The 26,435-nt window shown below is 41.6% G+C and carries 22 protein-coding genes; 13 read left to right on the top strand and 9 right to left on the bottom strand.

All coding sequences use genetic code 11. The features are described 5' to 3' along the window. Positions 1–683: 683 nt before the first annotated feature. The 6 genes from MTF64_RS13170 to cyoE all read left to right on the top strand — a co-directional run bounded on the left by MTF64_RS13170 (position 684) and on the right by cyoE (position 6,241). A complete protein-coding gene (locus MTF64_RS13170; protein ID WP_096042109.1) occupies positions 684–1,103 on the top strand; it encodes a hypothetical protein in 420 nt (139 codons plus the stop codon). 311 nt (positions 1,104–1,414) lie between these two features. Further along, positions 1,415–2,368, top strand: coding sequence for a ubiquinol oxidase subunit II (cyoA, locus tag MTF64_RS13165; protein WP_248451679.1), 954 nt, complete (start codon positions 1,415–1,417; stop codon positions 2,366–2,368). A gap of 2 nt (positions 2,369–2,370) precedes the next feature. After that, entirely contained in the window at positions 2,371–4,359 is a 1,989-nt protein-coding gene (cyoB, locus tag MTF64_RS13160; RefSeq protein ID WP_004587446.1) for a cytochrome o ubiquinol oxidase subunit I, read from the top strand. Beyond that, positions 4,356–4,991, top strand: a complete 636-nt coding sequence (gene cyoC, locus MTF64_RS13155) for a cytochrome o ubiquinol oxidase subunit III (protein ID WP_055252952.1) — start codon at positions 4,356–4,358, stop codon at positions 4,989–4,991. The genes cyoB and cyoC overlap by 4 nt, the downstream gene beginning before the upstream one ends. Then, complete coding sequence (gene cyoD / locus MTF64_RS13150; protein ID WP_004587444.1) at positions 4,991–5,347, top strand: cytochrome o ubiquinol oxidase subunit IV; 357 nt, start codon at positions 4,991–4,993, stop codon at positions 5,345–5,347. The genes cyoC and cyoD overlap by 1 nt, the downstream gene beginning before the upstream one ends. Before the next feature lie 9 nt (positions 5,348–5,356). Next, a complete protein-coding gene (cyoE, locus tag MTF64_RS13145) occupies positions 5,357–6,241 on the top strand; it encodes a heme o synthase (RefSeq protein WP_004587443.1) in 885 nt (294 codons plus the stop codon). Positions 6,242–6,295: 54 nt separating this feature from the next. Here the strand turns inward: cyoE and MTF64_RS13140 are convergent, their stop codons facing one another. Both MTF64_RS13140 and MTF64_RS13135 read right to left on the bottom strand, forming a co-directional pair. Then, positions 6,296–6,889 (bottom strand): FMN-binding negative transcriptional regulator, encoded by a 594-nt coding sequence (locus MTF64_RS13140; protein ID WP_248451678.1) that lies wholly within the window; start codon positions 6,887–6,889, stop codon positions 6,296–6,298. Beyond that, positions 6,889–7,464, bottom strand: a complete 576-nt coding sequence (locus tag MTF64_RS13135; RefSeq protein ID WP_248451677.1) for a GNAT family protein — start codon at positions 7,462–7,464, stop codon at positions 6,889–6,891. The genes MTF64_RS13140 and MTF64_RS13135 overlap by 1 nt, the downstream gene beginning before the upstream one ends. A gap of 102 nt (positions 7,465–7,566) precedes the next feature. On the opposite strand from MTF64_RS13135, the gene MTF64_RS13130 reads away from it, so the two are divergent. Further along, on the top strand, positions 7,567–9,027 hold the full coding sequence (locus MTF64_RS13130) for a PLP-dependent aminotransferase family protein (RefSeq protein ID WP_248451676.1): 1,461 nt from the start codon (positions 7,567–7,569) through the stop codon (positions 9,025–9,027). Position 9,028: 1 nt separating this feature from the next. Here MTF64_RS13130 and MTF64_RS13125 read toward each other — a convergent pair whose 3' ends face one another. From MTF64_RS13125 to MTF64_RS13110, 4 genes are all read right to left on the bottom strand, one after another. Next, positions 9,029–9,694 (bottom strand): hypothetical protein, encoded by a 666-nt coding sequence (locus tag MTF64_RS13125; protein WP_248451675.1) that lies wholly within the window; start codon positions 9,692–9,694, stop codon positions 9,029–9,031. 133 nt (positions 9,695–9,827) lie between these two features. Further along, on the bottom strand, positions 9,828–11,795 hold the full coding sequence (locus MTF64_RS13120; RefSeq protein ID WP_248451673.1) for a phytase: 1,968 nt from the start codon (positions 11,793–11,795) through the stop codon (positions 9,828–9,830). 11 nt (positions 11,796–11,806) lie between these two features. Beyond that, positions 11,807–12,781, bottom strand: a complete 975-nt coding sequence (locus MTF64_RS13115; protein ID WP_248451672.1) for a metallophosphoesterase — start codon at positions 12,779–12,781, stop codon at positions 11,807–11,809. A 63-nt stretch (positions 12,782–12,844) separates the two neighbouring features. Beyond that, positions 12,845–15,139 (bottom strand): TonB-dependent receptor, encoded by a 2,295-nt coding sequence (locus tag MTF64_RS13110; RefSeq protein ID WP_248451671.1) that lies wholly within the window; start codon positions 15,137–15,139, stop codon positions 12,845–12,847. A 285-nt stretch (positions 15,140–15,424) separates the two neighbouring features. On the opposite strand from MTF64_RS13110, the gene MTF64_RS13105 reads away from it, so the two are divergent. Together MTF64_RS13105 and MTF64_RS13100 are read left to right on the top strand one after the other, a co-directional pair. Then, entirely contained in the window at positions 15,425–16,342 is a 918-nt protein-coding gene (locus MTF64_RS13105) for a GGDEF domain-containing protein (protein WP_004587438.1), read from the top strand. After that, positions 16,326–17,324 carry an AraC family transcriptional regulator gene (locus tag MTF64_RS13100; protein WP_248451670.1) on the top strand — a complete coding sequence of 333 codons (999 nt, stop codon included), beginning with the start codon at positions 16,326–16,328 and terminating at the stop codon, positions 17,322–17,324. Before MTF64_RS13105 ends, MTF64_RS13100 begins: the two co-directional genes overlap by 17 nt. Before the next feature lie 22 nt (positions 17,325–17,346). Here the strand turns inward: MTF64_RS13100 and MTF64_RS13095 are convergent, their stop codons facing one another. The 3 genes from MTF64_RS13095 to ettA all read right to left on the bottom strand — a co-directional run bounded on the left by MTF64_RS13095 (position 17,347) and on the right by ettA (position 20,467). After that, complete coding sequence (locus tag MTF64_RS13095) at positions 17,347–18,255, bottom strand: histone deacetylase (protein ID WP_248451669.1); 909 nt, start codon at positions 18,253–18,255, stop codon at positions 17,347–17,349. 62 nt (positions 18,256–18,317) lie between these two features. Then, positions 18,318–18,674, bottom strand: a complete 357-nt coding sequence (locus MTF64_RS13090; protein ID WP_248451668.1) for a PilZ domain-containing protein — start codon at positions 18,672–18,674, stop codon at positions 18,318–18,320. A 119-nt stretch (positions 18,675–18,793) separates the two neighbouring features. After that, positions 18,794–20,467 carry an energy-dependent translational throttle protein EttA gene (gene ettA / locus MTF64_RS13085; RefSeq protein ID WP_248451667.1) on the bottom strand — a complete coding sequence of 558 codons (1,674 nt, stop codon included), beginning with the start codon at positions 20,465–20,467 and terminating at the stop codon, positions 18,794–18,796. A 331-nt stretch (positions 20,468–20,798) separates the two neighbouring features. On the opposite strand from ettA, the gene MTF64_RS13080 reads away from it, so the two are divergent. From MTF64_RS13080 to metH, 4 genes are all read left to right on the top strand, one after another. Further along, on the top strand, positions 20,799–21,446 hold the full coding sequence (locus MTF64_RS13080; RefSeq protein WP_248451666.1) for an outer membrane beta-barrel protein: 648 nt from the start codon (positions 20,799–20,801) through the stop codon (positions 21,444–21,446). A 221-nt stretch (positions 21,447–21,667) separates the two neighbouring features. Continuing rightward, a complete protein-coding gene (metA, locus tag MTF64_RS13075) occupies positions 21,668–22,615 on the top strand; it encodes a homoserine O-succinyltransferase (protein ID WP_004587433.1) in 948 nt (315 codons plus the stop codon). Beyond that, the gene (locus MTF64_RS13070; RefSeq protein WP_248451664.1) at positions 22,605–23,678 is read left to right on the top strand and encodes a homocysteine S-methyltransferase family protein; all 1,074 of its coding nucleotides are present in this window, start codon (positions 22,605–22,607) and stop codon (positions 23,676–23,678) included. The genes metA and MTF64_RS13070 overlap by 11 nt, the downstream gene beginning before the upstream one ends. 8 nt (positions 23,679–23,686) lie before the next feature. Continuing rightward, a complete protein-coding gene (metH, locus tag MTF64_RS13065) occupies positions 23,687–26,317 on the top strand; it encodes a methionine synthase (protein ID WP_248451662.1) in 2,631 nt (876 codons plus the stop codon). Positions 26,318–26,435 lie beyond the last annotated feature (118 nt).

Raw genomic sequence — 26,435 nt, 5'->3', positions numbered from 1 at the left:
TTATATTGTGTGTGAAGATGTTGTCAGTGTGAAAGGCAACTCAAGTTCGGTGGTGACTTAGCTTGAGTTGTTTTTATCTCCTACAATTGCCACGCAGTGTAAACCAAAAATCTTTATATTGTGTGTGAAGATGTTGTCAGTGTGAAAGGCAACTCAAGGTCGGTGGTGACCGGTTTTGAGTTGTTTTTATTCCCTACAATTGCCACGCAGTGTAAACCAAGAATCTTTATATGTGTGTGAAGATGTTGTCAGTGTGAAAGGCGGCTCAAGTTCGGTGGTGACTGAATTTGGGCTGTTTTTGTTTGTGCGGCTTTATTTTTAACTTCATTAATCCCCCTTATCTCTACTCATCAAGCTACCTAAATATAAAATATTTATAAACTAAGTCTTTATTTTTATTATGTTATTTTCTATTAACAAAATAGCTGCGAAAGCTTAACGCAAAACTTTATATTTTTTGTTGAACCGAAAACTGTCTTTGTTATACTCAGCATCGAACTTTCAGTAAGTTTTGAAAGTTTATTTGATACGGATCAATTCTCACTAGGTAAATGTGTGCTAGCCGGGTTTGATTGTATTTAGCACCTCGTTTTAGGGCTTACAGCAGCAATGTTTTTTTAATTTTTCCATTGCGCGCTTTATTACTCTAATTTTGTTATTAGTCATTTAGTAGGTTAATGTCTTTGAACACACTTTCTTTGCATCATACAAATACGGCTTTTGCTTCTAGCAAACCGCAAACGTGTGAACGCTTGAATAAAGCGGGCAAGGGCGTGTGTGTCGCTATAACATTATTAGTGTTTAATACGGTAATGCTGCTAAGTGGTGCATTAGAGGATGCCTTTCAGCTTGAAGCGTTGTTTAGCAATGGCTCTATTGTTGAGCCTGTTTTGCTGCACGTTACGCAATTTTTAGCTCATCCGATCATATCTAGTCAGTTACTCATTGGCCTTTGCTGGTTATTGTTCCATATTTTTCCGGCGCGTCGTGCTGGAATAATCCTTCGTAAAGCCGCTTTCGCTTTTCGCGAGGCAAAAGTACACCAACCTGTGTCCGCTGCACATGGTTGTCGTGCTCCACCTAGCTTTACAGGTTGTCTGTAAGGCTTCACTTGTTGCTGGTTTTAATTATTTTTTCTTGCTGTAAATAATTAAAGTTTGCATTAGCAATGTAGCCGCGTGTTTTAATCACGTCAGCCAACCAACACTCACCCAAGTTAACTTTTATTACGTTATATAAATGCGTTTAGAAGCTGGGTTTGTTGCTAGGTATTTTTTTGCATCCACTTGCAGCGGGTTCAGTCCCCTTTATTTTTATAATTTAGTTCTAGTTAACTTGGGTTTTTATTGAAAAATCGTTGCTTAATTTTTATTCAAAGCAGCAAATTAAAACTCTAGGTTTGTAGGATACTCCCTTGTTAATTCGTAACCTTTGTAATATTGCTTTAGCTAGTACGGTGCTGGCGTTGTCAGGCTGTAAAGGCGGGATACTCGATCCAAAAGGCCAAATAGGTATTGATGAGAAAAACTTAATCATCATTGCTACTGTCCTTATGCTACTCGTAGTAATCCCCGTTATTGTGATGACTTTGTATTTCGCATGGAAATATCGAGACACACAAGATCATGAAATTTATGCACCAAAATGGGCTCATTCAAATAAGATTGAAGCCGTTGTTTGGGCTGTTCCTATTGTTATCGTTATTATTTTAGGTGTTATTACCTGGCAGTCTACCCAAGACTTAGACCCCTATAAACCTATTGAAGGTAAAGGCGAGCACCTCACTGTAGAGGTGGTTTCATTAAACTGGAAGTGGCTATTTATTTACCCAGAGCAAGGTATTGCAACGGTAAATGAATTGGTATTTCCGGCAAATGTGCCGGTGGAATACAAAATCACTTCAGAAAGCACAATGAATTCTTTTTTTATTCCTCAGCTAGGTAGTCAAATTTATTCTATGGCAGGCATGGAAACCAAGCTTCATTTAATCGCAAATGAGCCGGGCACATTTAAAGGCTTTTCTGCTAATTACAGTGGCGCAGGTTTTACCGGTATGAAGTTCAATGCCATTGCCACCCCAACACAAGCTGATTTTGACAAGTGGGTAACAAGCGTTAAAGCCAATGCTAATAACCTCACGCATGCCAATTATGTTGAGCTTGCAAAAGCCAGTGAAAACAATCCTGTTGCCTATTATGGCAAGGTCGACGACGGCCTATTTCATACCATTGTGATGAAGTATATGCAGGCACATGGCGATATGAACAAAAAACATCAAGTGATGAGCGATCATGGGCAAATGAGCAAAAAGCACCATGAAATGAATGAACACGCAACGCCTTCATCTCACAGCCAGGACGAGGAATAATAATGTCGTTTTTAGGTAAACTTTCACTCGACGCAATTCCGTTTCATGAGCCAATTATAATGGTTACCATGACGGTGATAGCGATTGCCGGGCTTATTATTGCCGGGCTTATTACTAAATATAAAAAGTGGGGCGTGCTTTGGCACGACTGGATCACCTCTGTTGATCATAAACGCTTAGGCGTAATGTACATCTTTTTAGCATTAATAATGCTGTTTCGTGGTTTTTCTGATGCCATTATGATGCGTGCGCAGTTAGCACTTGCTACTAGCGGTGCACCAGGTTATTTGCCTCCTGAGCATTACGACCAAATATTTACAGCGCACGGCGTTATCATGATCATATTTATGGCTATGCCATTTATGATTGGTCTAATGAACATTGTATTGCCACTACAAATTGGCGCACGCGATGTCGCTTTTCCATTTTTAAATAACCTAAGTTTTTGGTTTACTGCCAGCGGTGCCATTTTAATTAACTTGTCGCTTGTATTTGGTGAGTTTGCAAAAACAGGTTGGGTGGCGTATCCGCCGCTTTCGGAGCTGACTTTTAGCCCTGGGGTGGGGGTCGATTATTATATATGGGCCTTGCAAATTTCCGGGCTCGGTACACTTTTAACTGCAGTAAACTTTTTAGCGACTGTGTTTAAAATGCGTGCCCCAGGTATGACCCTAATGAAAATGCCAATTTTTACATGGGCATGTACATGGGCAAATATCTTAATTGCAGCATCTTTCCCTATTTTAACTGCTGTGCTTGGCATGCTAACGCTTGACCGTTACCTTGATTTTCACTTTTTTACCAATGCAGCGGGCGGCAACGCTATGATGTACATCAACCTGTTTTGGGCGTGGGGTCACCCTGAGGTTTATATTTTAGTACTGCCTGCTTTTGGTATTTTTTCTGAAATTATCTCAACCTTTGCCGGTAAACGTTTATTTGGTTACAAATCGATGGTGTATGCCAGCGGTGCAATCTCTATTTTAGGTTTTATTGTTTGGCTACACCACTTTTTCACCATGGGGTCGAGCGCCAACGTTAATGCGTTCTTTGGAGTAATGACCATGGTTATTGCCGTCCCTACTGGCGTTAAGCTATTCAACTGGTTGTTTACTATTTACCGCGGCCGTTTACGTATCAGCGTTCCTGTACTTTGGACATTAGGCTTTATGGTTACCTTTACAGTAGGCGGTATGACCGGCGTACTACTGGCTATTCCGGGTGCCGATTACGTGTTGCATAACAGTTTATTCTTAATTGCGCATTTCCATAACACAATCATTGGTGGCGCTGTATTTGGCTACCTTGCAGGTTTTGTATTTTGGTTCCCTAAAGCAATGGGCTTTAAGCTTAGCGAAAAATGGGGTAAAGCGTCTTTTTGGTGTTGGATAGTTGGTTTCTTCGTGGCGTTTATGCCGTTGTATGTACTTGGTTTCTTAGGTATGACACGTCGCTTAAACCACACTAATAACCCAGATTGGAACATGTGGTTATACATTGCTGCAGGCGGTGCTGTCATTATTATGTTTGGTATTATTTTCCAAGTCGTGCAGCTCTTTGTTAGCTTTAGAGACCGCGAAGCACTTGACGATACAACCGGCGATCCGTGGAACGGCCATACACTAGAATGGGCAACTAGCTCACCTCCACAAGTGTATAACTTTGCAACTATTCCTCACGTTGATGACATTGATGCCTGGACCGAAGCGAAAGAAAAAGGCCAAGCGTATCAAACAAAAGCAAGCTACAGCCCAATTCATATGCCTAAAAACACAGCATCTGGGGTGTTAATTGCAGCAAGCTTAACTGTATTTAGCTTTGCCATGATCTGGCATATCTGGTGGTTAGCTGCCGTTGGTTTTGTTGGCGCAATTGCCTTATTTATCAAGCGTTGTTACACCAGCGATGTTGATTACTATATACAACCTGATGAAATTGCACGTATTGAAGCTGCGTATAATTCTAGTGGAAATAAGGAGCTAAGCGCGTGAGTACACTATCTGCGAATGTAGAAACTGCCCATTTAGACTCAGTTTCGCACGATGATCATGCACATGAGCATCACGATACCTCTGGCGATACAATCTTTGGCTTTTGGTTATACCTAATGACCGATTGCCTATTATTTGCCTCGTTTTTTGCCACTTACGCCGTGCTGTTTATGAACACAGCCGGTGGTGTATCAGGTAAAGACATTTTTGAACTCGACTTTGTCGCTGTAGAAACAGCGGCGCTACTCATTAGTAGTATTACTTTTGGCTTTGCCATGATTGCCGCACAAGGGCAAAAAAAGGCACTAACACTCACCTGGTTGTTTATTACCTTTTGTTTAGGTGCTGTGTTTATAGGCATGGAAATTTACGAATTTCATCACCTAATTGTGCATGGTAATGGTCCACAACAAAGTGCCTTTTTAACCTCATTCTTCTCGTTAGTAGGCTTACATGGTTTGCACGTAACTGCGGGTCTAATTTGGATGAGTATTATGATGATAGAAGTGGCAAAACGCGGCTTAGGTAAACAAACAGTGACACGCTTAAGCTGCCTAAGCCTATTTTGGCACTTCTTAGACATTGTTTGGATTTGTGTATTTACCGTTGTTTATTTAATGGGAGCAATGTAATGAGCCACAGCGAAGCGCACGCGTTAAAGCAAATGCAAAACGAGCACCATGATGAGTCTCATGGCAGCGTTAAAACGTACTTAATAGGCTTTGTGCTATCAATAATTTTAACCGCCATACCGTTTTACATGGTAATGGAAGGCGACTTTTCAAAAGTAACTACGCTTTGGAGCATTGTTACTTTAGCTATTGTACAAATTTGGGTGCACTTAAAATACTTTCTACACCTTAATTTTACGACAGAAGATGGTCGTGCAAGTACCTTCTCATTTTTATTCAGTGCCCTAATTATCGTCATGGTTGTTGGGTTATCGGTTTGGATAATTTATGAATCTAACGCAATGATGATGTACTAGGAGTTGAAGATGTTTCGTCGTTATTTATCAGTGACTAAGCCAGGCATTATTATGGGCAACCTTATCAGCGTTGCAGGCGGTTTTTTACTTGCCTCGCGCGGGGATATAGACCCATGGCTAATGGTTGTTACGCTTATTGGCTTGTCACTTGTGGTTGCATCGGGCTGTGCTATCAACAATGTAATTGATAGGGACATAGATGTAGCCATGGCACGTACTCGTACGCGGGTTACAGTAACAGGCGAAATGTCGGCCTTTGCTGCACTGAGTCACGGGGTTTTATTGGGGGTTGTAGGTTTTGGTTTACTCATTGCTTACACCACACAAGCCGCGGTATTTTTTGCAGCGTTTGGCTATGTCATTTATGTTGGGGTTTATAGCCTTTACATGAAGCGCAATTCTGTTTATGGCACGTTTGTAGGTAGCCTTTCTGGCGCAGTGCCTCCTGTTGTTGGTTACTGCGCTGTAACCGGGCAGTTCGATATAGGTGCATTAATACTATTAGTTATGTTTAGTCTGTGGCAAATGCCGCATTCATATGCCATTGCTATTTTTCGCTTTAAAGATTACCAAGCCGCAGGTATTCCCGTATTACCCGTAGCGCAAGGTATTGATAAAGCGAAGCGCCATATTGTACTTTATATTGCTGTGTACGCTTTAGTCGTCATGCTATTACCAATAAGTGGCTACACTGGCGCCGCCTTTATGGCTGTGGCGTGTATTACCAGTTTTTGGTGGTTACTTATGGCACTGCGTGGCTATCGCCGTAATGTTAATTTAACAAGCTGGGCACGCCAAGTGTTTGCTTTTTCTATTATAAATATTACAGCACTCAGTATAGCCATGGCCGTTGACTACCACAGCGCAGCGCCACAACTGCTTACACTGATATAATTTTTAAAACTTTATATTTCCAAAGTTAATCCAAAGGCTCGAAAGGGCCTTTTTTCATGTTTGAAATAAAGCGGCAATAGAGTGTTTATGAGCTTGCTTTAGGTTTTCTTTTATTTGGGCTCTAATTTCTGCTGATTTATTTTGGCTTAGCTTAAAGTTTCCACTCCAGTGAGTGGGAGTAAACTCTATAAAGCTTAATTGTTGATACATTGCTTGGCGACTGCGTGTAGGCATATCATTAATATTCCACATGGGCTTAAAGGTTTGCTCAAAATGGGTTGTTAATTGACTCATTATCTTTTCTTTCTCGCTGTCGCTTTTAATAATCACTACCTTTGCAGTGACTTGTACTGATGAGTAAAGCCAGCTTGGCAGTGTTTTATTATTACTATACGAGGGAGATAGATAGCAGCTATCACCATTAAAGTGTAATTTTACAGAGCGTTTATCACATTGTGTTAGTGGGTTATGTTTAGCTACGTGCGCAATGAATACATTACGAATGGGATCATATAGTACAGGTACATGGCATATATTATTTAAATCACTTTGCGAGCTGGGCGTTAAAATACTCGCTAGCGGAAATTGCTCAACCAATGCCTGCAAACGTTTAATATCATGCTCTTGAAAATGCGAAGGTGGGTACATTAGAGCTTCTCCTCTAGTTGCAATTTTATGTTCGGCCATTGCTCATCAACTATGCTAAATTTTGCTGTGTTTCTATAGCTACCATTGCTGAGCTTTCTATCTTTATAAGCGAGTCCTTCAAAACGTGCACCTAAACGTGCAATAGCATTTCGTGATTTTTGATTATATTCATGAGTATTAAATGTAATTCTCACTAAATTAAGATCATCAAATGCGTATTTGAGCAGTAAAAATTTAGTATGTGTATTTATGTAAGTTCGCTGCCAGTCATTACTAATAAAGGTGTGGCCTATTTCAGCACTTAGGTTGTGTTTATCTAATTTAAATAATCGTGTTGTACCTACTACTTGCTGTGTATTTGTGTCAATAATCGCAAAAACAATCTGTTCGTTTTTATTAAATTGCGCCTGTGTTAAAAACCACTCTTTTAGCATTTCAGGGGTTTTTGTGTAGTTAACTAGTACCCATTGCCATACTTTAGGGTGCTTACCTGCTTTATATAATCCATTTAAGTGTTTATGGTTTAGTGGTTCTAAAACAACCTTGTTTGTTTTATGTATATGCTGAGTGAACATTATTCGCTCCATTTTTTGCTATTAAAGAGCAATAAATGTACGCTTATTTGGTTTAGTAAAAACAACCAGAATATAACTTTTACCTATACCAGTTAGAAATACATGCAGCCACTTAATATAGAATTTAATAAGCAATATAAGGCAAAGTATTTGCAGCTAGCGCAAGCTATTCGTACTGCAATTATTGAAGGTGATATTGCGGTTGGCGCTAAGTTAAGTTCAGCTAGAGAGATGGCGAAAGCTTATCAATTAAATCGCCATACAATAATGAATGCTTTACAACTATTAGTGGCTGAGGGATGGTTAGAGTCTCATGAGCGTAGCGGTTATAAGGTAACGCAAACCTTACCTATCCAAGGCAGCGCTAATACTAAGCAAGTGCCAGTCTTAACACCTAAAGCCTATAAATTTGCCAAAGAGTTAGCAGTTCCAGCTCCTGCAATGAATTTAAATAATTATAAGTATAATTTTGCAGGTGGGCTTCCCGATCTTAATAGCTTCCCATATAAAGAATTTAAACGCTCCTTAAGTCATGTTTTTAACCATGTAGATACCAGTAAATTTCATTATGGTGATATAAGCGGTGTGAGTGAGTTAAAAGTGCAAATAAGCAATTACTTATATAAAGCGCGTAACTTAAAAACAAGCGACCTACTCGTGTGTAATGGCTCACAAGAAGCACTATTTTTAATCTCGAAAGCATTTATTAGCACTAACGATTTTGTTGCTGTAGAAACGTTAGGGTATCCACCAGCCCGTAAAGCTTTTGCGGCATGTGGCGCACAATTAGTAGATATAAAACAAGATGAATACGGTTTATGTATTGATGATTTGAAAGCGCAACTTAGCCGCTTCTCAATTAAAATGCTGTACTTAACACCGCTGCATCAGTACCCGACAACTGTGACTTTATCGCCTACACGGCGTATGCAAATTTATCAGTTATGTTACCAACATGGCGTAATGATTATAGAGGATGACTATGACCATGAGTTTCATTACCAATGTCACCCGTTACAACCAATGGCAGCGGATGACCCTGCGGGTATAGTAATTTACCTTTCTACATTCTCTAAAATTATGTTTTCCGCAGCCAGAATCGGTTACATTTGCGCTGCCCCTGCTGTTATCGCACAGCTTAATGCGTGGAAGCAGTTAATGAATCATAAAAATGATGTGGTTATGCAATTAGCTTTAGCGCACTTTATGAAAGAAGGTGCGTTTGAACGTCATTTAAAGCGAATGACTAAGCTATATAAGCATAGGTATGAAGCTATGGATAACTCATTAAGAGCACTGCAGGTGAAAGGTTTACCTATTGAGTATAAAAAGCCCGATGGTGGGATGGCAATGTGGGTTAACTTAAACATAGATACGGCTAATATTAAAAAGCATCTACACAAGCGCAGTATTTATTTGCAAACAGAATCAGAGTTTTATTTCTGCGACTCTTATAGAAGCTTAAAACCTAAACACTTTAGTTACTTGCGTCTAGGCTTTGCTGGCCAGTCAGTGGAAGTCATGCAAGAAGGTATAAACATAATTGCTGAGTATGCTTATTAAGCTATTTATTTAAACTTTCTGCTTCGTAAAACAAAGGTTTTAGGGTGCCGCAGTTTATAAATTTATACGTTAACTCATTCTGGCTAGGAAGGAGGGTTGAGGTTCTAAACTTTTGCATACAGGCATTTACCAAATCTACAAAAATTAAGTGGCTGAAACTAGGTGCTTGGCTAATTTTATGTATGTAAATTCGCTCTGTGCTACCTAGGTCTATCATGTCGTATTCTTGCCAGGGGCTAGGTTTAGCTAAATCTTTTAACTGGCGAGCATATAACTGTTTACTCATTTCTATTGTTCTGTTTGTGTAAATTAGGCTGCCTGCTTTTTTGTAATTGCCTTCGTACACGTCTGCGGTAATGGTTATTTCTTCACCGCGCATTAAGCGTTGAATATTAAAAGGTTTGGGCTTTAGCGTTATAAGCTCAGCGTTGCGCACAACATCTAAAAAAGCCACATCGGGGTTTTTAATCCTATACACCACTTGTACATCGTGCGGTAATTTATAGCCGGGTAAGTTAAACGCATAAATTCCTGAACCTTTATTCACCAGTGCTATTGCATGCTCAGCATTGTATTTGGGGTTGAGTGGTGGCAATTCTGCTGCTTCTTCCTCAGCAAAAGCGTATCCGCTTATAGTAATGATCAACAAAGTAAGAAGTAAACGCATAATAATCTCAATTAATTTATGAGCTTAAATTGTAGTATATAGCTTTAATAACTCTAAATTTAATAGGTTTATTTTAAATACACATAGTAAAAAGGCTCGTAAGAGCCTTATTGCGTTTAAATATGGTAGGTTTTTACTTAATGGCTTTTTTAACCTCACGCCAGTCAATAATTTTAAAATTTTGTGGTCGTAGTGGCATACGGTTGTAGCCGTCTTGCACTATAAGCATGCCTTCAGGGTAGCCTGGTAAAGGTTTTGCTGTAACGGTTAAGCCGTCTGTTTCACCTGCGCCATCAATGCCTTTATCTAGATTAGCAATCACATTAAATTTACCTGCAAAGCTTAGGCTAGGCTGTGTGTTATCTGATATTTTATAAAGCACATAGCTATTATCGCCTTGGCTTGATACTACTAAATAGCGCTTATCATCAGCATGATAGATTTCCATGCCTTCAACATCTGCCACAAGTTGCTCATTTATACCTTGTAGCATGACCGCTTTGTTGCCAGCACTGGGTTCAGCATCGATATACCAAATGCCTGCATCTTCTTCACCTGCAAATAATTGGCCGCGCTTATCATCAGCACTACAGCCTTCTGGTTGGCTTGGTAGGGTAAACTCTCTAACCAGTTCACCGCTTAAGTTACCTTGCTCACCGGTGAGTTTATATTGCTGGAATAAACCTGATTTATCATTAACAAATACGTATTGACCAGATTCAGACGAATACATACACATACCGTAAATCTCGGCTAGGTTAGTCGCTACTTCTGTTACATGGTTTACTTTGTTCTCGCTATCGACAGTAAACACGCTAATACTGTTAAGCGTGCGGTTGCTGGCTGTGATCCAAGTATGGGTTTCGTTGTTTATATCCTGATGCTGGCGTACATCAACATTATTTAAACGCCCAACATTAAGCGATTGCACTTTGTTGCCAGCAAGATCATAAACCATTAGGCCGCGGCGTTTATCTGTGCCTAAAATTAAGCTGCTTTTAACGTCGTGTTCATTTATCCAAATTGCTGGGTCATCTGCTGCATCACCAAATGCTGCAACTGGCGTTGTTTGTGCGCTGGCATAAATGTGAGTCATAGCGACTTGGTTTTGTGAAGTAACTGTTTGCGCTGTGTAGTTAACGTTTGCTTGAATATAGGCACCTGTTTCATCATCAATTAAAACTAGCTGCGCTTGATTGTTATTGATCAAACTCGCTGCAACAGATTCAATGGTGTGATCGCCAGAAAGTGACCACTGACTTAGTTTTTCAGTATTTTCGTGGTAAGCATAGATCATATTGCCATCAGTGGCAGTAAGCCATAAAGTACCATCTTGTGATACTGATAATGCCCCGATTTCAGCTTTTAATTCACCGTAAGGCTGTACTAATGCCACTGGCTGTTTATTGGCATCGGATTCAGCATCAGCATTGATAGCCCAAACGCCGAGTTCAGCTTCGCCCACATACAAGGTTTTTGTTTCATCATTAACAGCACAGCCTGAAGCCTCAGTGACTGCAGAGAACTCACGTACTGCAATATTTTTAGCTTGTTTAGTGGCTAAATCATAAATAATGGTTTCGCTGATCAAGCCTCGAACATCCGGCACAAATGCTGAGACAGTCTTGTTATCAGTGTTTTTAAATAAACACACGGCATCAGGCTGAGCTTGAGGCGGGGTAATACGAGAGAGTTCATTTATCTGCCAAGTTTGGCCGCTTTTTTCAAGTTCAAAGATGACGACGTTGTCTTGGCTTTTATCAATGCTTGCGAGTAAAAATTGCTGCGCTGATAATTGTTTTAGTGCAATTGACTCAAAGTTACCGGCGAGCAGCACTCGGCTTTGCTCGTTATCGGCAATTAATAAGCCTTGGCTTTCACTGGCAATAAGCCATTGATTAGTACCAAGTGCAGCAGCTTGTGAGCCTTGTATGTTTTGTTGTGGGCCGAATAATTTAGTTTTAATATTTGTTTTTTTAATATATGGCTTTGCAATAGCTGCATTATTTTGCGTATCGTCATTACTTGTACAACCGCTTATTGCAGTTATTAGGAGTGCACTGCCAAACACTGCTGAAATTGTATTTAGTTTAAAGTTCATTATTTTATCCTTTACTTATCTATGTGCTTTTCAGTGCTAAAACGTACTTCACCAAGGTGATTAATCGCACTTACACTGAGTGTTTCGCCATTGATAGATACACTTAAAAAACCAGGTGTTGCTTCTGCGTAACGGGTAAATTCACGCTGTTTTACAAACCGTGCTTCGCTGCCTCCACCTGAGACAAAGTGAGCCACTTTGCTATTTTTCGGTTGGTTGTATTGCAAGTCGTGCTCGTGCCCAGCGATATAAGCTTGCACGTTATGACGCTCCAAAATAGGTTCTAAAATGTCGCGAAGCCCTTGGTTACGGCCAAAGCGTTTACCACTTGAGTAAAGCGGGTGATGGCCTACCACAATTTTCCACTTTGCTTTACTGCCAGCAAGCTGGGTTTCAAGCCAAGTAAGCTGGGCTTTATAGCCTTGCCCATGGGTAGAACGGTATTTATCACGGTCTCTGTATTGCGGCTGAATCGGGTTGGTATCTAAAAAAACCATTAACACTTGCTCGTTGTTTTCAAGTGTAAATGTTTTACTGTAGTACCTTGCAGGTAACTGCCAACGCTGGCTTTTTTCTGTGTAGTCAATTTGTGCTTGGGCATTACCCAAGTAATCGTGATTACCTAAAACAACATACCAATCTTCAAATGTGTGAGGGCCGTGGTATATGTTCTCAAAGGCTGATTGCCAAAGCGGATCGTTAACGCTTGCCACACCATTTGGGTAAAAGTTATCGCCAGTTGAGACGATAAAGTCAGCATCAGTTTGGTACATGGCTATTTCTAATTGGTGAGCCACTTCTTTTTGATAAAAGTGGCCGTTGTGTCCCCAATCACCAATTACCATAAAGTTAAGGCTATCAGGTAGCGTATTTAACTTAGCTATTTTTTGCTGTTGATAAAGCTCATCTTTATAAATAACAGGCTCGACAGCACTGAGCGCTGATGAGCTCAGTAGGGCGGCCATTATGAAAGACAATTTAAACATGTTCTAACTCCAAAAGGCACGTAATAGCAAGCGATTACGTGCCTAATATGATGATGCCTGCTATTAAAATGCGTAGCGCAACATTACTTGAATGACTGGGCCTGCTTCTTCAGATTCAAGCTCGTACTCATCAAAGTCACGATTGTTTTGGTCATCAAGTGAGTCAAATTTGTTAAAAACTTCATCTTTACTGGCATCAAGTAAGTTTGAACCCACTAGGCGAAGTGTTACATCATCCCAGCGCTTTTCAACGAAAAGCTCTAAATCAGCACCGTAAGAGGTTGTTACTTCTTCCCCTACAAAGCGTCCGTATGCATCACCTTGGTTACGGTAAGTTGCGCCAAATGATGCACGCAGTATTGGTAAATCTTGGATAAAGCCAATATTATAAACATAATCTGATTGGTCGTTAAATTTACGTTTGCCAAAACTGTCTTCAACTTCACTGTCAAGCCAAGAGTAGTTTAAGAAAATACCAGTATTTGGCATGTTGATTGCGCTCAGTGGCGTTGATAAATCAAACTCAATACCTTGTACTGTGCCATCGCCAGTATTTTGTGGTTGCAGTACAAATGTACCTTCGCCTTCTGAGCCTTCAACACCTGTGCTGGCAATTTCAATTAGGTCGCTAACGTCACGGTAAAATACGTTTACACCGACAACGCCACTTTTACCTAAACGGTATTCGTAACCTAAATCGATACCCCAAGAAGATTCTGGCTTAAGATTTGGGTTACCTAAAAAGTCATTATCAGCGAGTTCTTCTTCAAGTAGAGCGGGTGTTATGTAGTCAAAGTCAGGGCGGCGCAAGCTACGAGCAACAGAGGCGCTGACTCGGCCGTTATCACTTACACTGTAACGAAAGTGAGCTGAAGGTAAGAAAAAGTCATAATCATTTTCGGCAGTAACGCCTTCATTGGTATCGGTAATGCTTGAGTCAGTTGACTCCCAGCGCACACCCATCTCCCATGAGAACACATCTGCTTCGTGTTTGATTAATGCAAATAAGTCAAAACGGTCTTCTTCGAGGGTGTTCACACCGCCGTCTACTGCTTCAAATTCGTTGTTAAATACAGCTAAAGACATAGGTGTTTGGTTAAACTGATCCCAGCCAGTAAGTGTTTGCTCACTTTCATCTTCAGCTTCAAAAATTGCTGTGTCGCGCTCTTTTCCTTGAACAAAAGCACCAAACTGAACTTCTTTTGAGTCACCTAGCAGTAAGCTATGTTGCCATTGTAATGACCATTCTTTATCGTCAATCTCAACAGTTTCTTCTGCTTCTTCAAAAACCATTGGGAGCTCAGATGTATCAAGCTCAACTTCTTGCTCGTAAACTGACTCTTCAAAGCTGGCATAGCCTACTTTAAACTTGCTGGTACCGCCTAATAACGGTAATTCATAACCTGAGTTTATGTTGTAGTTGGTTTGGTCAATGTAGGAAACATTTGCGTTGTCTGAAAGTAAGTTACCGCCTTCAACCACAGAGTTAGACGTGGCCGTCGCGTCGTCATATTCAAAAGAACGCTCGTCTTCGGTACGGTCTGTATCAACCCACATAGCGCTAATATCAAACTTGCCACCGTTATCAAATACCTTTTCAAAGCTGGCATTTAATGATGTGTCATCGCCATCACGAGTATCAGATTGATCTTCACGGTTATCAAAATCATCAGTTGCGTAATTAGGGTTATTTTCAGGGCTATCACCATAACGTATGCTTGATTTTTGTTTTGGGTTATAACGACCTTGAAAATTAGCGCCTAGTAGTAAACGTCCACCTGCAAACTCAGTACCGTAAACGCCCGCAAAGCTTTCTTTTAGTTCACCATCATCATAGCGTAATCCTCCTGCGCGAATATAACCGCCGTCTAAGCTGTAGCCATCGCGAAGTACAATGTTAAGGGTGCCCGCAATTGCATCGGCAGAGCGGTTGGCACTTGATGAACGAATTATTTCTACACGCTCGATTAATTCTGCTGGAATACGGTCAACAAAAAATGAGCGATCAGCACCAGCGCCTGGAACTTCTTCGCCATTGATCAGTACTTTTGTGTAAGCAGGGCTCAAACCGCGCATACGTGCGCCGTCAGACTCAAGCACATCTGATAAAAACGTCACACTCGGTACACGCTTTAGTGCATCACCTGCTGTTAGTGGTTCAAAACGCTGAAAGTACTCTTGAGAGTATTCAAGCGTTGGGGCCAATTCTTGTGAGCGGTTGCGATAACCTATTTCGCCATAGACTACTAACTCTTCAGATACTTTTACATCAGTTCTGTGTTCTTCTTGTGCTGCATGTACTGCTAAATTGCAAAGTGATAGCGCTGTTACCAGTGCTTTAAGTTTAAAGTGTGCCATGTAATTTGCTCCTGTTGCTGCTTGGTTTGAAAGCAAACTAATTAAATTAAATGACGCAAATGTGACAACACCCTATTTAGATCAGCAGGTTATTAAGGTTTTAAAAGCTTTACCTTGGCGTGTGAGCTAATCGCACTCCCAAGCAATATAGTGTTAATGGGCCATGTGCAGCTTATAAGTAAGTGCATATCATTTAGCTGTCACATCATTGAGCTAATATGACCCTGCTACAAAAAATGCACTTCGGGTAGCATAAATACATACGCAATTTAAATAAGACAAACTATGCGATTTAATCCCTTTATTAGCCATCGGCTTTTAACAAACAGTATTATAGCTATGGCGTTATTAGCCATATTTTTATGTGCCTATTTAGGGGAACTCAAAGAGCTGCAACACATACAATGGCTCGATATTATTGGTGAGGGCGGCATAGTGATTATGACCCTAACTTGGATTGTTGCCTTACTTATTTCGCGCCCGCCGGGCAAAGTTACTCGTTATTTGGTGCTTGGGCTTGGTTTATTTATGTTCTCGGCCACGCTCGATTTGCTCGATGAATGGTTAATGCAACCTGCGCAGCAGTGGCTAAGCTGGATAGAGTCACTGCCAGCCCCTGTTGGGATGCTGCTAACCAGTTTAGGTTTATACCATTGGCACCAAGAACAATATGTTTTAAATAAACAGCTAAGGCGCCGTGAAGCACATTTACGTGAGCACGACAAAGTATGCCCCGTTACCGGTGTTTATACAGCCGAATACTTGCAAAGCGTGTTAAACACCCAGCTTAAGGCGCCGCAGCCAGTTTTATTAGCCGCTATTGATATCCGCGACTTCGCGAGTTTTAATAATGAGTTTGGTTTTAGCGAAGGGGATCGACTGCTACGCGAAATAAGCGAGCTGATATTAATGAACTGTCGGTTAAGCGATGTGGTATGTCGTTATGCGGGAGACTGTTTTATGGTGCTAATGCCAGCCACATCAAAGCAGCAAGGCCAAGAGCTTCTTAGGCAAATAACAGCCGCATTAAAACATTGTGCTTTTAAAGTAGAAGGCTCTGGGCTTGCTAAGTTTCAGTGTGTAACTACCCATATCATACAAGCGCAAAAAAGTGATACAGCTCACATGCTAATGCAACAATTGCACAGCGGCCTACAACTACAAAAACAACAAAGAGCCACCAGCAGTGAACAGTTATGTTAGCTTAAGTGACAAGTATTTAACTGCACAGGGGCTTATAACTGCCGTTGTAGAGCTTGCGCAAAGTAGGGGGGTTGCCTTACATAAGTTGTTACGCGGCACCGGGATTTTTGAACAAGACTTACTCAGCGTTGAACATTGCTTTAGTTTAGAGCAGCAAGTTAAATTACTAAGTCAATTTAAACGCCTAATGAACACCCCCGACAGCGGTTTTTTACTAGGGAGTCAATTAGTTAACGATTCAAGTAGCGCAGCACAAAGTGTATTGTACAGCGCTAAACTAGGAGCGGCTCTGTTACAAATACAGCGAGCGCATTTACAGCTTTGCCCTTTGTTTTTTAGTCAGCACTATGTAAGTAATCAGCAATTTTATATTTTTTTAAATGCTGCTATAGGGCTTGATGACGACCTACATAACTACATTTTAGAAATTTACAGTGCTGCGTTTTATAGTTTATTAAAGCGTTTAAGCCCGCACTATCCGCAATGTGAGTTCGACTTTAGCTTTAAGCGACCGCGTCATATTCATCAGTACGAGCAACATTTAGGTTTAAAGCTGCGTTTTGAGCAGCCAACGACTCGTTGGGTAATTAGCAAAACATTACTTCGCCAAGCTAACCCGTACGCCAGCGAATTACGCTTTATGCAAGCACGCGCTCAATTGGCTGTAAAATTACACGCAAAATACACCTTTATAGAGGCTGTTTGGCGCTATTTACACACTTATAACGAGGCAAGTTTAGAGCAAACCGCCCAGTATTTTGCCATGAGCCCAGCCACGTTTAAACGAAAACTAAAATGCCATAATATGCGCTTTTCGAGCTTAGTTGATGAGCAAAATAAACATAAAGCCATTTATTTACTTACCTTGCGCGCTAAGTGCAATGAGCAAGTTGCTGAGCGTTTGGCATTTTACGATATTCCTAACTTTAGGCGGGCATTTAAACGTTGGACAGGGCTAACCCCAAGCCAGTTAAAAGTATAAAGCGCACAGGTTAATACTTATTTTAAAAACTAGCAGCCTGCTCAATCACTATTGCATGGCGCTGCGCTAAACGCGTATGGTCTCTGTCGTAGCCGCCACCAATAACACTGGCAATAGCGGTGTTATGTTCAAGGCAGCGCTTAAACACTAAATGGTCACGCTGTTTAATGCCGTCCCAGCTTATATCTAGTTTGCCTAAGCCATCGTCTTGCCAAATATCTACACCGGCATCGTATAGGACTAAATCGGGGTTGAGTTCTTTTAGTAAAAACTGCAGCGTATCATCCACAATGGCTAAGTATTCTGCGTCTTGCATATTGTTAGCAAGGCCTATGTCTAAATCGCTGGGGGATTTTCTAAACGGGAAGTTTTTTTCGCAGTGTATAGAGCAGGTATACGCATACGGCTGATGTGCAAGCATTGCAGCTGTGCCATCGCCTTGGTGTACGTCTAAATCAAAAATGAGCACGTTGGTCACTTCACCGCTTTGTATTAATGTTTGCGCGGTAAAGGCTAAGTCGTTCACCATACAAAAACCTGAGCCAAAATCAGTGTGTGCATGGTGCGTACCACCTGCTAAATGACAGGCTAAGCCATGCTTTAATGCTAAGCGTGCAGTTTGTAACGTGCCTTGTGGGGCGGTGAATGTACGGTCCATTAGCGGTTGCGACCAAGGTAAGCCAATGCGGCGCATGGCTTTTTCGTCTAGGCGGTTATGCCATAAATCGTGAATGTAGTTTTCGCAGTGTACCAGTTCAAGTGGCTCGGGGGAGCCCAAAATAGGCTCTACTAAATTATTACCTGCAATGCCTAAACCTTTAACCTGCTCATATAAATGAGCAAATTTACTCATTACAAATCGGTGCTTAGGGTCAAAGCTAAACGAATAATTACTGTGATAGACCAAAGGTAAGTGAGGGTTTAGGCGCATAACCATATCAATAATAAAGTTTGCGCTATGGTAATAAACTTAACTAATGGAGTCTATTGCCGCTATTTAATCAATGAGGCAAGCTCGCGATGAAGTAATTGTTCATCGGCTAAATTAAGTTCAACTAACCGTTTTAAATAGGTAATGCTGTTTATATCTATATGGTGGCATTTTAGGCCGATGTGTTGATCTTCTATGTGGCAAATAAACACCTCCATTTTTATTTCTATATCGCTTTGTGGCAAGGTAAAGCGCAAGGTGGCTTCGCTATTTTTTGTGCCACTAAACGCCGCGCATTTAGTAATGAGTGCGCCATGTAAAGATACATCGAGTAATTTGCATGGGTAGCTCTCTCCTGCAAATTCTAATTGGGCCGCGGTTGAAAAAAGAATACGCGAGAACTGACGTCGATTTTCCATAAAACGAGTTGCCTTTATTGTAATATTTAAATCAAGCATAGCGGGAAATAGCCCATAGCGATAAAAAATGGCATAAAAAAACCCCGCATAAATGCAGGGTTTATTATATCAGTTAACAATTAACCAATTTTTTTGTACTTAATACGCTTAGGTTGTGCAGCTTCTGCGCCTAAGGTCTTTTTAAGCCACTCTTCGTATTCAGTGTAGTTACCATCGAAAAAGTTAATTTGGCCTTCGTCGCGGTAATCTAAAATGTGTGTTGCAATACGGTCGAGGAACCAACGGTCATGCGATATACACATTACACACCCTGGGAACTCTAAAATAGCATTCTCAAGGGCGCGTAGTGTTTCAACATCAAGGTCATTGGTTGGCTCATCCAGTAGTACTACGTTACCACCCGCTTTTAAAAGTTTAGCAAGGTGTAAACGGTTACGCTCACCACCTGATAAATCTTTTACAAACTTTTGCTGATCGTTACCTTTAAAGTTAAAGCGGCTAACGTATGCACGGCTTGGGAACTCAAAGTTACCAATTTTTAGTACGTCTTGTCCGTCAGATATTTCTTCAAATACAGTTTTGCTTTCGTCCATGTTGCCACGGAACTGATCAACCGTTGCTAATTCTACTGTTTCACCAATGCTAATATCACCGCTGTCAGGTTGCTCTTCGCCGCTTAGCATTTTAAATAGGGTTGATTTACCCGCGCCATTGGCACCGATAATGCCCACTATCGCGCCTTTTGGCATACTAAAGCTTAAATCGTCGATTAATACGCGGTCGCCAAAACTCTTACGTAAGTTATTAACTTCAAGCACTTGGTCGCCTAAACGCGGACCAGGTGGAATAAATAGCTCGTTAGTTTCGTTACGCTTTTGGTAATCAGACTGTTGTAGCTCACTAAACTGCGCCATACGCGCTTTAGACTTAGCTTGGCGACCTTTAGGGTTTGAACGTACCCACTCAAGCTCTTGAGCAATTGATTTTTGACGTGCTTTTTCAGATTTTTGCTCTTGTTGTAAGCGCGCATCTTTTTGCTCAAGCCAAGAAGAGTAGTTACCTTCCCACGGAATACCTTCACCACGGTCAAGCTCTAGTATCCAGCCAGCTACATTATCAAGGAAGTAACGGTCATGCGTTACCGCCACAACAGTGCCTTCGTAATCATGTAAGAAGCGCTCAAGCCAAGCAACCGACTCAGCATCTAAGTGGTTAGTAGGCTCATCGAGAATAAGCATATCTGGTTTTTCGAGTAATAAACGACAAATAGCAACACGGCGGCGCTCACCACCTGAAAGGTGCTCAATTTTAGCATCCCACTCAGGTAAACGAAGTGCATCAGCAGCGCGTTCTAAAACGTTATCAATGTTGTGACCATCGTGCGCTTGAATAATCGCTTCAAGCTCGCCTTGCTCTTTTGCTAGGGCGTCAAAGTCAGCGTCTTCCATTGCGTACTCGTTGTACACTTCGTCAAGGCGGTTAAGGGCATGTTTTACTTCGCCAACAGCTTCTTCAACTATTTCGCGTACTGTTTTGCTTTCGTCCAGCACTGGCTCTTGCGGTAAGTAACCAATTTTAGTACCAGGTTGAGGGCGAGCTTCACCTTCAAAGTCTTGATCAACACCGGCCATAATGCGAAGTAATGTAGATTTACCAGCACCATTTAAACCTAGCACACCAATTTTAGCGCCAGGGAAAAAGTGCAACGAAATATCTTTTAAAATTGTGCGCTTAGGTGGCACAACTTTAGATACTCGACTCATCGAGAATATAAACTTATCAGGTAAAACCATGGAGGAAAGCCTTCAAATAATAATAAAAATTTCAATGTTGTATTGTAGTGGCTCACGGGTGAAACAGTCAACGAATGGCGTATAGAACAATACGCTAATCTAAACGGTACTTTATTTTCTTGCCCATTTAAAACACCACTATGACAGGATTTCTATTGTGTAAAATTCTGTAATCTATTGTTTTATATTGTTCAAACACATTTCATTTTTAACAAAAGTGGTACAGTATATTTACAAACTGTAAAGTATAAGCAAATTATACAGGCAGACCACTCTTAGTCGTTGTAAAACATCGCATAATTAAATATTACAAAGGTTTAAAGGAATGAACATGAAAACAGTTACAAAGTTAGGGGCATTACTTTTAGGTTTATACTCATTTTCGAGCCAAGCAGACATACTCCAGGTAAATGGTTATTACCAAGGAGTAGGGATAGGGTCTACGCAAATTGATGTATACGAGAGTGATAGCATACGATTTACAACACTATACGGCCAGTTTGGCTATCAGTTTTCGCGATACTTTGCGATAGAAGGTCGTGTAGGTTTTGGTTTAAATGACGAATCAACGCCGCTAAATGGGCTTGTTTACGCGCGAAACCCGCTAGATGGTTCGTTAACCTCAGAATCTATTAAGAGCGAAATTGACTCAAGCCTTGATTTGCAAACAAGTATATTTGTGAAAGCTAATTATCCCATTTCAATTCGGGCAGATGTGTTTTTATTTGGTGGCTATGGTAGAAATAAATTAAGTTACAATGAAGGTGAAATAAGAAACCTTGCAGAATCAATAACTGGCTCAGATACAAATTCTACGTTAATCACTGAGCAAAATTATGACGAAGGCGGTGTAACGTACGGTACTGGGATTGACTATAGGTTAACTCAACGCTGGCAATTAAGCGCTGAATACCAATATTTTGATACAGACGAAGGTGATATTTACGCTCTTAATTTATCTGTAAATTATCGTTTTTAATTGAAATAACGCTACTGGTTTTAGTAGCGCGACCTCAATACAGTTAAACAAAATATTTCAATATAAATGCATTCCTCCTGATCTATAACTTTTTGTAAATCTGATAAAATCATGAATAAATTTCATTTAGACATCTATACATCTAGAGGTTGATATTTTTAGCATACTGTTCATAATGAGAGCGTATAAATTCTCGGTTTTTATGAGTAGGAGTAAAAAATATGCCAATTACAGTGAAAGACGAGCTACCGGCTATTGCCCGTTTACGTGAAGAAAACGTGTTTGTAATGCCAAAAAGTCGCGCAAAAACGCAAGAAATTCGTCCTATGCGTTTGGCTATTTTAAATTTAATGCCTAATAAAGTAGAAACCGAAGTGCAGTTTATTCGTTTGCTTGCCAATTCTCCTTTACAAGTAAATGTAGAGCTATTACGCCTAGATACACACCGTAGCAGTAGCAATTCAGAAGAGCACCTAGATACCTTTTACCGTTATTTTTCAGAAGTGAAAGACAATAACTACGATGCGTTAATTGTTACCGGCGCGCCACTCGCACACCTTGAATACGACGATGTTGCGTACTGGGATGAGCTAAAAGTGATTATTGATTGGGCAGAGCAGCACGTTACCTCTACGCTGTTTTCGTGCTGGGCGGCGCATGCCGCGTTGTATCATCGTTACAATTTAAAACGCGATTTAAAAGAAGATAAACTTTGTGGTGTGTTTACTCACCAGTGTTACTTTGATCACGGGGCACTTACTCGTGGCTTCGACGACACCTTTTTAGTGCCGCACTCACGTTATGGCCACATAGATATAAATAAAATAAATGCCTGCGACGATATAGTCGTGCTGGCAGGCTCTGAAAAAGTAGGCGCTTACTTAATGAAAAATAAGTCGGGCAGCCAAGTGTTTATAACCGGCCACCCAGAATACGATGCCGACACATTAAAAGCAGAGTACGAGCGCGATTTACAAAAAAGTCCTGATGCGCCAAAACCCGAAAACTATTTTCCAGATAACGATGCAAGCAAAAAGCCGTCAAAAACGTGGCAAAGCCATGCCTTTTTACTGTTTTCGAACTGGTTAAATTACTACGTGTACCAAACTACACCTTATGATATTAATTTAGTTAGCCAAGATGTGAGGACTAACAACTATGCCGAATAACGTGCAAAACAATAATAAACACAGCGAATTAAGCGCTGCATTAAAAGAGCGTATTTTAATTTTAGATGGTGCCATGGGTACCATGATCCAAACTCACAAGCTTGAAGAAGAAGACTACCGAGGCGAGCGCTTTAAAGACTGGCACGTACTAATAAAAGGCAATAACGATTTATTAAGCCTTACAAAACCTGAGTTAATAACCGATATACATCGCAGCTTTTTAGCCGCCGGTGCAGACATTATTGAAACCAATACCTTTAACTCAACCACCATTTCGATGGAAGATTACGACATGGCAAGCATAAGCCGTGAGGTAAACTTAGAGTCGGCCAAACTCGCACGCGCAATATGTGACGAATTCACCGCTAAAAACCCAGAAAAACCACGCTATGTAGCCGGTGTGTTAGGGCCAACCTCTAAAACCTGCTCAATTTCGCCAGATGTAAACGACCCTGGTTATCGCAATATTACCTTTGATAAGCTGGTTACTGCCTATGTTGAGTCTACTCTTGCATTAATGGAAGGCGGCGCTGATTTAATACTTATCGAAACCATTTTCGACACGCTAAATGCAAAAGCGGCCTCATTCGCAGTAGAAGAAGCGTTTGAGCAAGCAGGACGTACATTACCCGTAATGATCTCGGGCACAATTACCGATGCCTCTGGGCGTACGCTTTCGGGGCAAACCACCGAAGCATTTTATAACTCTATTCGCCATATTAAGCCGCTTTCGATAGGCCTTAACTGCGCCCTTGGCCCCGATTTACTTCGCCAATACGTAGAGGAGCTTTCGCGCGTATGCGAAACATTTACCTCAGTACACCCAAATGCAGGTTTACCTAACGAATTTGGTGAGTACGACCTAGAAGCAGAGGACATGGCGAAAGAGATTATAGACTGGGGCAAATCGGGCTTTATAAATATTGTTGGTGGTTGCTGCGGCACAACGCCTGCGCATATTCGTGCGTTTGCCAAAGGGCTTGAAGGGGTAAAACCTCGCGCATTGCCAGAGCTTGATGTTCGCATGCGTTTATCAGGCCTTGAAGCCTGTAACTTAAACTAGGAGCCAACATGACCCAGCAAATTGCAGTATTTACCAATGTTGGCGAGCGTACCAACGTAACTGGCTCTGCCATGTTTAAACGCTTAATCATGGAAGAAGATTACGAGACCGCCCTGAATGTTGCCCGCGAGCAAGTAGAAAACGGCGCCCAAGTTATTGATATAAACATGGACGAAGCCATGTTGGACTCAAAAGCGGCCATGGTTAAGTTTTTAAACTTAATTGCCTCAGAGCCCGATATTTCTAAAGTGCCCATTATGGTCGACTCCTCTAAATGGGAAGTAATAGAAGCAGGCCTTAAATGTATTCAAGGCAAGGCTATTGTTAACTCAATATCGCTTAAAGAAGGCGAAGAGCCGTTTAAACGCCAAGCTAAAATTATTAAACGTTTTGGCGCCGCCGCTGTGGTTATGGCGTTTGATACAGACGGCCAAGCCGACACCGCGGACCGCAAATACGAAATCTGTGAGCGCAGCTACAAAATATTAGTCGAAGAGATTGGCTTCCCGCCGGAAGATATAATATTCGATCCCAATATATTTGCCGTAGCCACCGGTATAGAAGAGCACGACAACTACGCCGTAGAATTTATTGAAGGCACACGCCGCATTAAGCAAAACTTACCGCACTGTAAAGTGTCGGGCGGGGTGTCTAATGTCTCGTTTTCGTTTAGAGGTAATAACCCCGTACGTGAAGCGATTCACTCGGTGTTTTTATACCATGCGATAAAAGCGGGTATGGATATGGGTATTGTAAACGCAGGCCAGCTTGCAGTTTACGACGATATCCCCGAGGAACTTCGCAAAGCCGTAGAAGATGTAATCCTTAACACCGACCCAGGTGCAGGTGAGCGCCTTGTAGAAATAGCCCCTAAGTTTTCGGGTATGGCACAAGCCGAACGCGTAGAAGATTTAGAGTGGCGCACATGGCCTGTTGAAAAACGCCTAGAGCACGCCCTTGTAAAAGGCATTACCACCTTTATAGATGAAGACACCGAAGAGTGCCGAGCTGCCGCCGATAAACCTATTCACGTAATTGAAGGGCCATTAATGGATGGCATGAACGTGGTAGGGGATTTATTTGGTGCAGGTAAAATGTTTTTACCGCAAGTTGTTAAATCGGCCCGCGTAATGAAACGCGCAGTGGCCTACTTAGACCCATTCATAGAAGCCGAAAAAGAAGAAGGTGCCACTAACGGTAAAGTAGTTATGGCCACCGTAAAAGGCGACGTGCACGACATAGGTAAAAACATTGTAGGCGTAGTACTGCAATGTAATAACTACGAAGTAATCGACTTAGGCGTAATGGTACCTGCCGAAAAAATACTGCAAACCGCGATTGACGAAAAAGCCGACATAATCGGCCTTTCGGGTTTAATTACCCCATCGCTTGATGAAATGGTACACGTAGCCAAAGAAATGACCCGCCGAGGCTTTGAGCTCCCACTTATGATTGGCGGCGCAACGACCTCTAAAGCGCATACTGCCGTTAAAATTGAACCGCAGTACGACAAAGGCGTAGTGTACGTAAATAACGCCAGCCGTGCAGTGGGCGTGGTATCAAGCTTATTATCTAAAGAGCTAAAACCGGCCTTTTTAGAAAAAACTAAAGCCGAGTACGAAAAAGTACGCGAGCAACAAGCGCGCAAAAAGCCACGTTCAAAACCCGTTACCATACAGCGTGCCCGCGATAACGCAGCCAAGCTTGATTGGGATAATTACACGCCACCGGTGCCTAAAAAGCTGGGCGTGACCGAATTTAAAAATGTATCAATCGCCACGTTACGTAAATACATAGATTGGACCCCGTACTTTATGACGTGGTCAATCGCTGGTAAATACCCGCGCATAATGGACGATGAAGTCGTTGGCGAGCAAGCACGTAGCTTATTTAAAGACGCTAACGACATGCTCGACGACCTTGAAAAGTCAGGTGCTTTGCAACCTTTAGGTGTAATTGGTTTATTCCCTGCAAACCGCGTGGGTGATGACATAGAAATTTACACCGACGAAACCCGCAAAGAGCTGTTAACTACCTCATGCCATTTACGCCAGCAAACCGAAAAAACCGACTTTGCTAACTATTGTTTAGCCGACTACATTGCGCCAAAAGGCACACCTGATTACTTTGGCGCGTTTGCAGTAACGGGCGGTTTAGAAGAAGACGACCTAGCCGACGCGTTCGATGCCAAGCAAGACGACTACAATAAAATAATGGTAAAAGCGGTTGCCGACAGGCTCGCAGAAGCGTTTGCAGAATACTTGCACGAACAAGTGCGCAAAGAGTATTGGGGTTACGCAGCCGATGAAAACTTAAGTAACGATGAGCTAATTCGCGAAAACTACCAAGGCATTCGCCCAGCGCCGGGTTACCCAGCGTGCCCAGAGCACACCGAGAAAAAGAAAATTTGGCAGTTACTCGATACCGAAAAACGCATTGGCATGCAGCTCACTAGCTCATACGCCATGTGGCCAGGGGCTGCGGTTTCGGGCTGGTATTTCTCACACCCAGAGGCAAAATATTATGCCGTAGCATCTATTCAAAAGGATCAGGTAGAAGATTACGCCAAGCGAACTAATATGACGCTCACAGAGGCTGAAAGGTGGCTGTCGCCTAATTTGGGGTATGAGCCAGAGTAAAAGAGCAGCGGTCAGTTTTTAGCTGTCAGCTATCAGTAAAATGATCTGACCCCGATAAAGTAGACACGGGGTTTTAATTCATTGATTCATATTGTATGGGGCTAACATTTCCAATCGT

The organism is Pseudoalteromonas sp. 2CM41L (assembly GCF_023161905.1).
GTDB lineage: Bacteria > Pseudomonadota > Gammaproteobacteria > Enterobacterales > Alteromonadaceae > Pseudoalteromonas > Pseudoalteromonas atlantica.
The sequence above is the reverse complement of the archived record's forward strand: the minus strand, read 5'-3'. Positions and strand labels throughout refer to the sequence as shown.

Bases quoted from the DNA above. Each gene is read 5' to 3' on its own strand.
- MTF64_RS13080 (WP_248451666.1), top strand. From the start codon at position 20,799: ATGAAAACAGTTACAAAGTTAGGGGCATTACTTTTAGGTTTATACTCA.
- cyoD (WP_004587444.1), top strand. From the start codon at position 4,991: ATGAGCCACAGCGAAGCGCACGCGTTAAAGCAAATGCAAAACGAGCAC.
- cyoE (WP_004587443.1), top strand. From the start codon at position 5,357: ATGTTTCGTCGTTATTTATCAGTGACTAAGCCAGGCATTATTATGGGC.
- metA (WP_004587433.1), top strand. From the start codon at position 21,668: ATGCCAATTACAGTGAAAGACGAGCTACCGGCTATTGCCCGTTTACGT.
- MTF64_RS13125 (WP_248451675.1), bottom strand. From the start codon at position 9,694: ATGCGTTTACTTCTTACTTTGTTGATCATTACTATAAGCGGATACGCT.
- MTF64_RS13090 (WP_248451668.1), bottom strand. From the start codon at position 18,674: ATGGAAAATCGACGTCAGTTCTCGCGTATTCTTTTTTCAACCGCGGCC.
- MTF64_RS13105 (WP_004587438.1), top strand. From the start codon at position 15,425: ATGCGATTTAATCCCTTTATTAGCCATCGGCTTTTAACAAACAGTATT.
- MTF64_RS13115 (WP_248451672.1), bottom strand. From the start codon at position 12,781: ATGTTTAAATTGTCTTTCATAATGGCCGCCCTACTGAGCTCATCAGCG.
- MTF64_RS13130 (WP_248451676.1), top strand. From the start codon at position 7,567: ATGCAGCCACTTAATATAGAATTTAATAAGCAATATAAGGCAAAGTAT.
- cyoB (WP_004587446.1), top strand. From the start codon at position 2,371: ATGTCGTTTTTAGGTAAACTTTCACTCGACGCAATTCCGTTTCATGAG.
- MTF64_RS13070 (WP_248451664.1), top strand. From the start codon at position 22,605: ATGCCGAATAACGTGCAAAACAATAATAAACACAGCGAATTAAGCGCT.
- MTF64_RS13135 (WP_248451677.1), bottom strand. From the start codon at position 7,464: ATGTTCACTCAGCATATACATAAAACAAACAAGGTTGTTTTAGAACCA.
- metH (WP_248451662.1), top strand. From the start codon at position 23,687: ATGACCCAGCAAATTGCAGTATTTACCAATGTTGGCGAGCGTACCAAC.
- MTF64_RS13095 (WP_248451669.1), bottom strand. From the start codon at position 18,255: ATGCGCCTAAACCCTCACTTACCTTTGGTCTATCACAGTAATTATTCG.
- ettA (WP_248451667.1), bottom strand. From the start codon at position 20,467: ATGGTTTTACCTGATAAGTTTATATTCTCGATGAGTCGAGTATCTAAA.
- MTF64_RS13110 (WP_248451671.1), bottom strand. From the start codon at position 15,139: ATGGCACACTTTAAACTTAAAGCACTGGTAACAGCGCTATCACTTTGC.
- MTF64_RS13140 (WP_248451678.1), bottom strand. From the start codon at position 6,889: ATGTACCCACCTTCGCATTTTCAAGAGCATGATATTAAACGTTTGCAG.
- MTF64_RS13120 (WP_248451673.1), bottom strand. From the start codon at position 11,795: ATGAACTTTAAACTAAATACAATTTCAGCAGTGTTTGGCAGTGCACTC.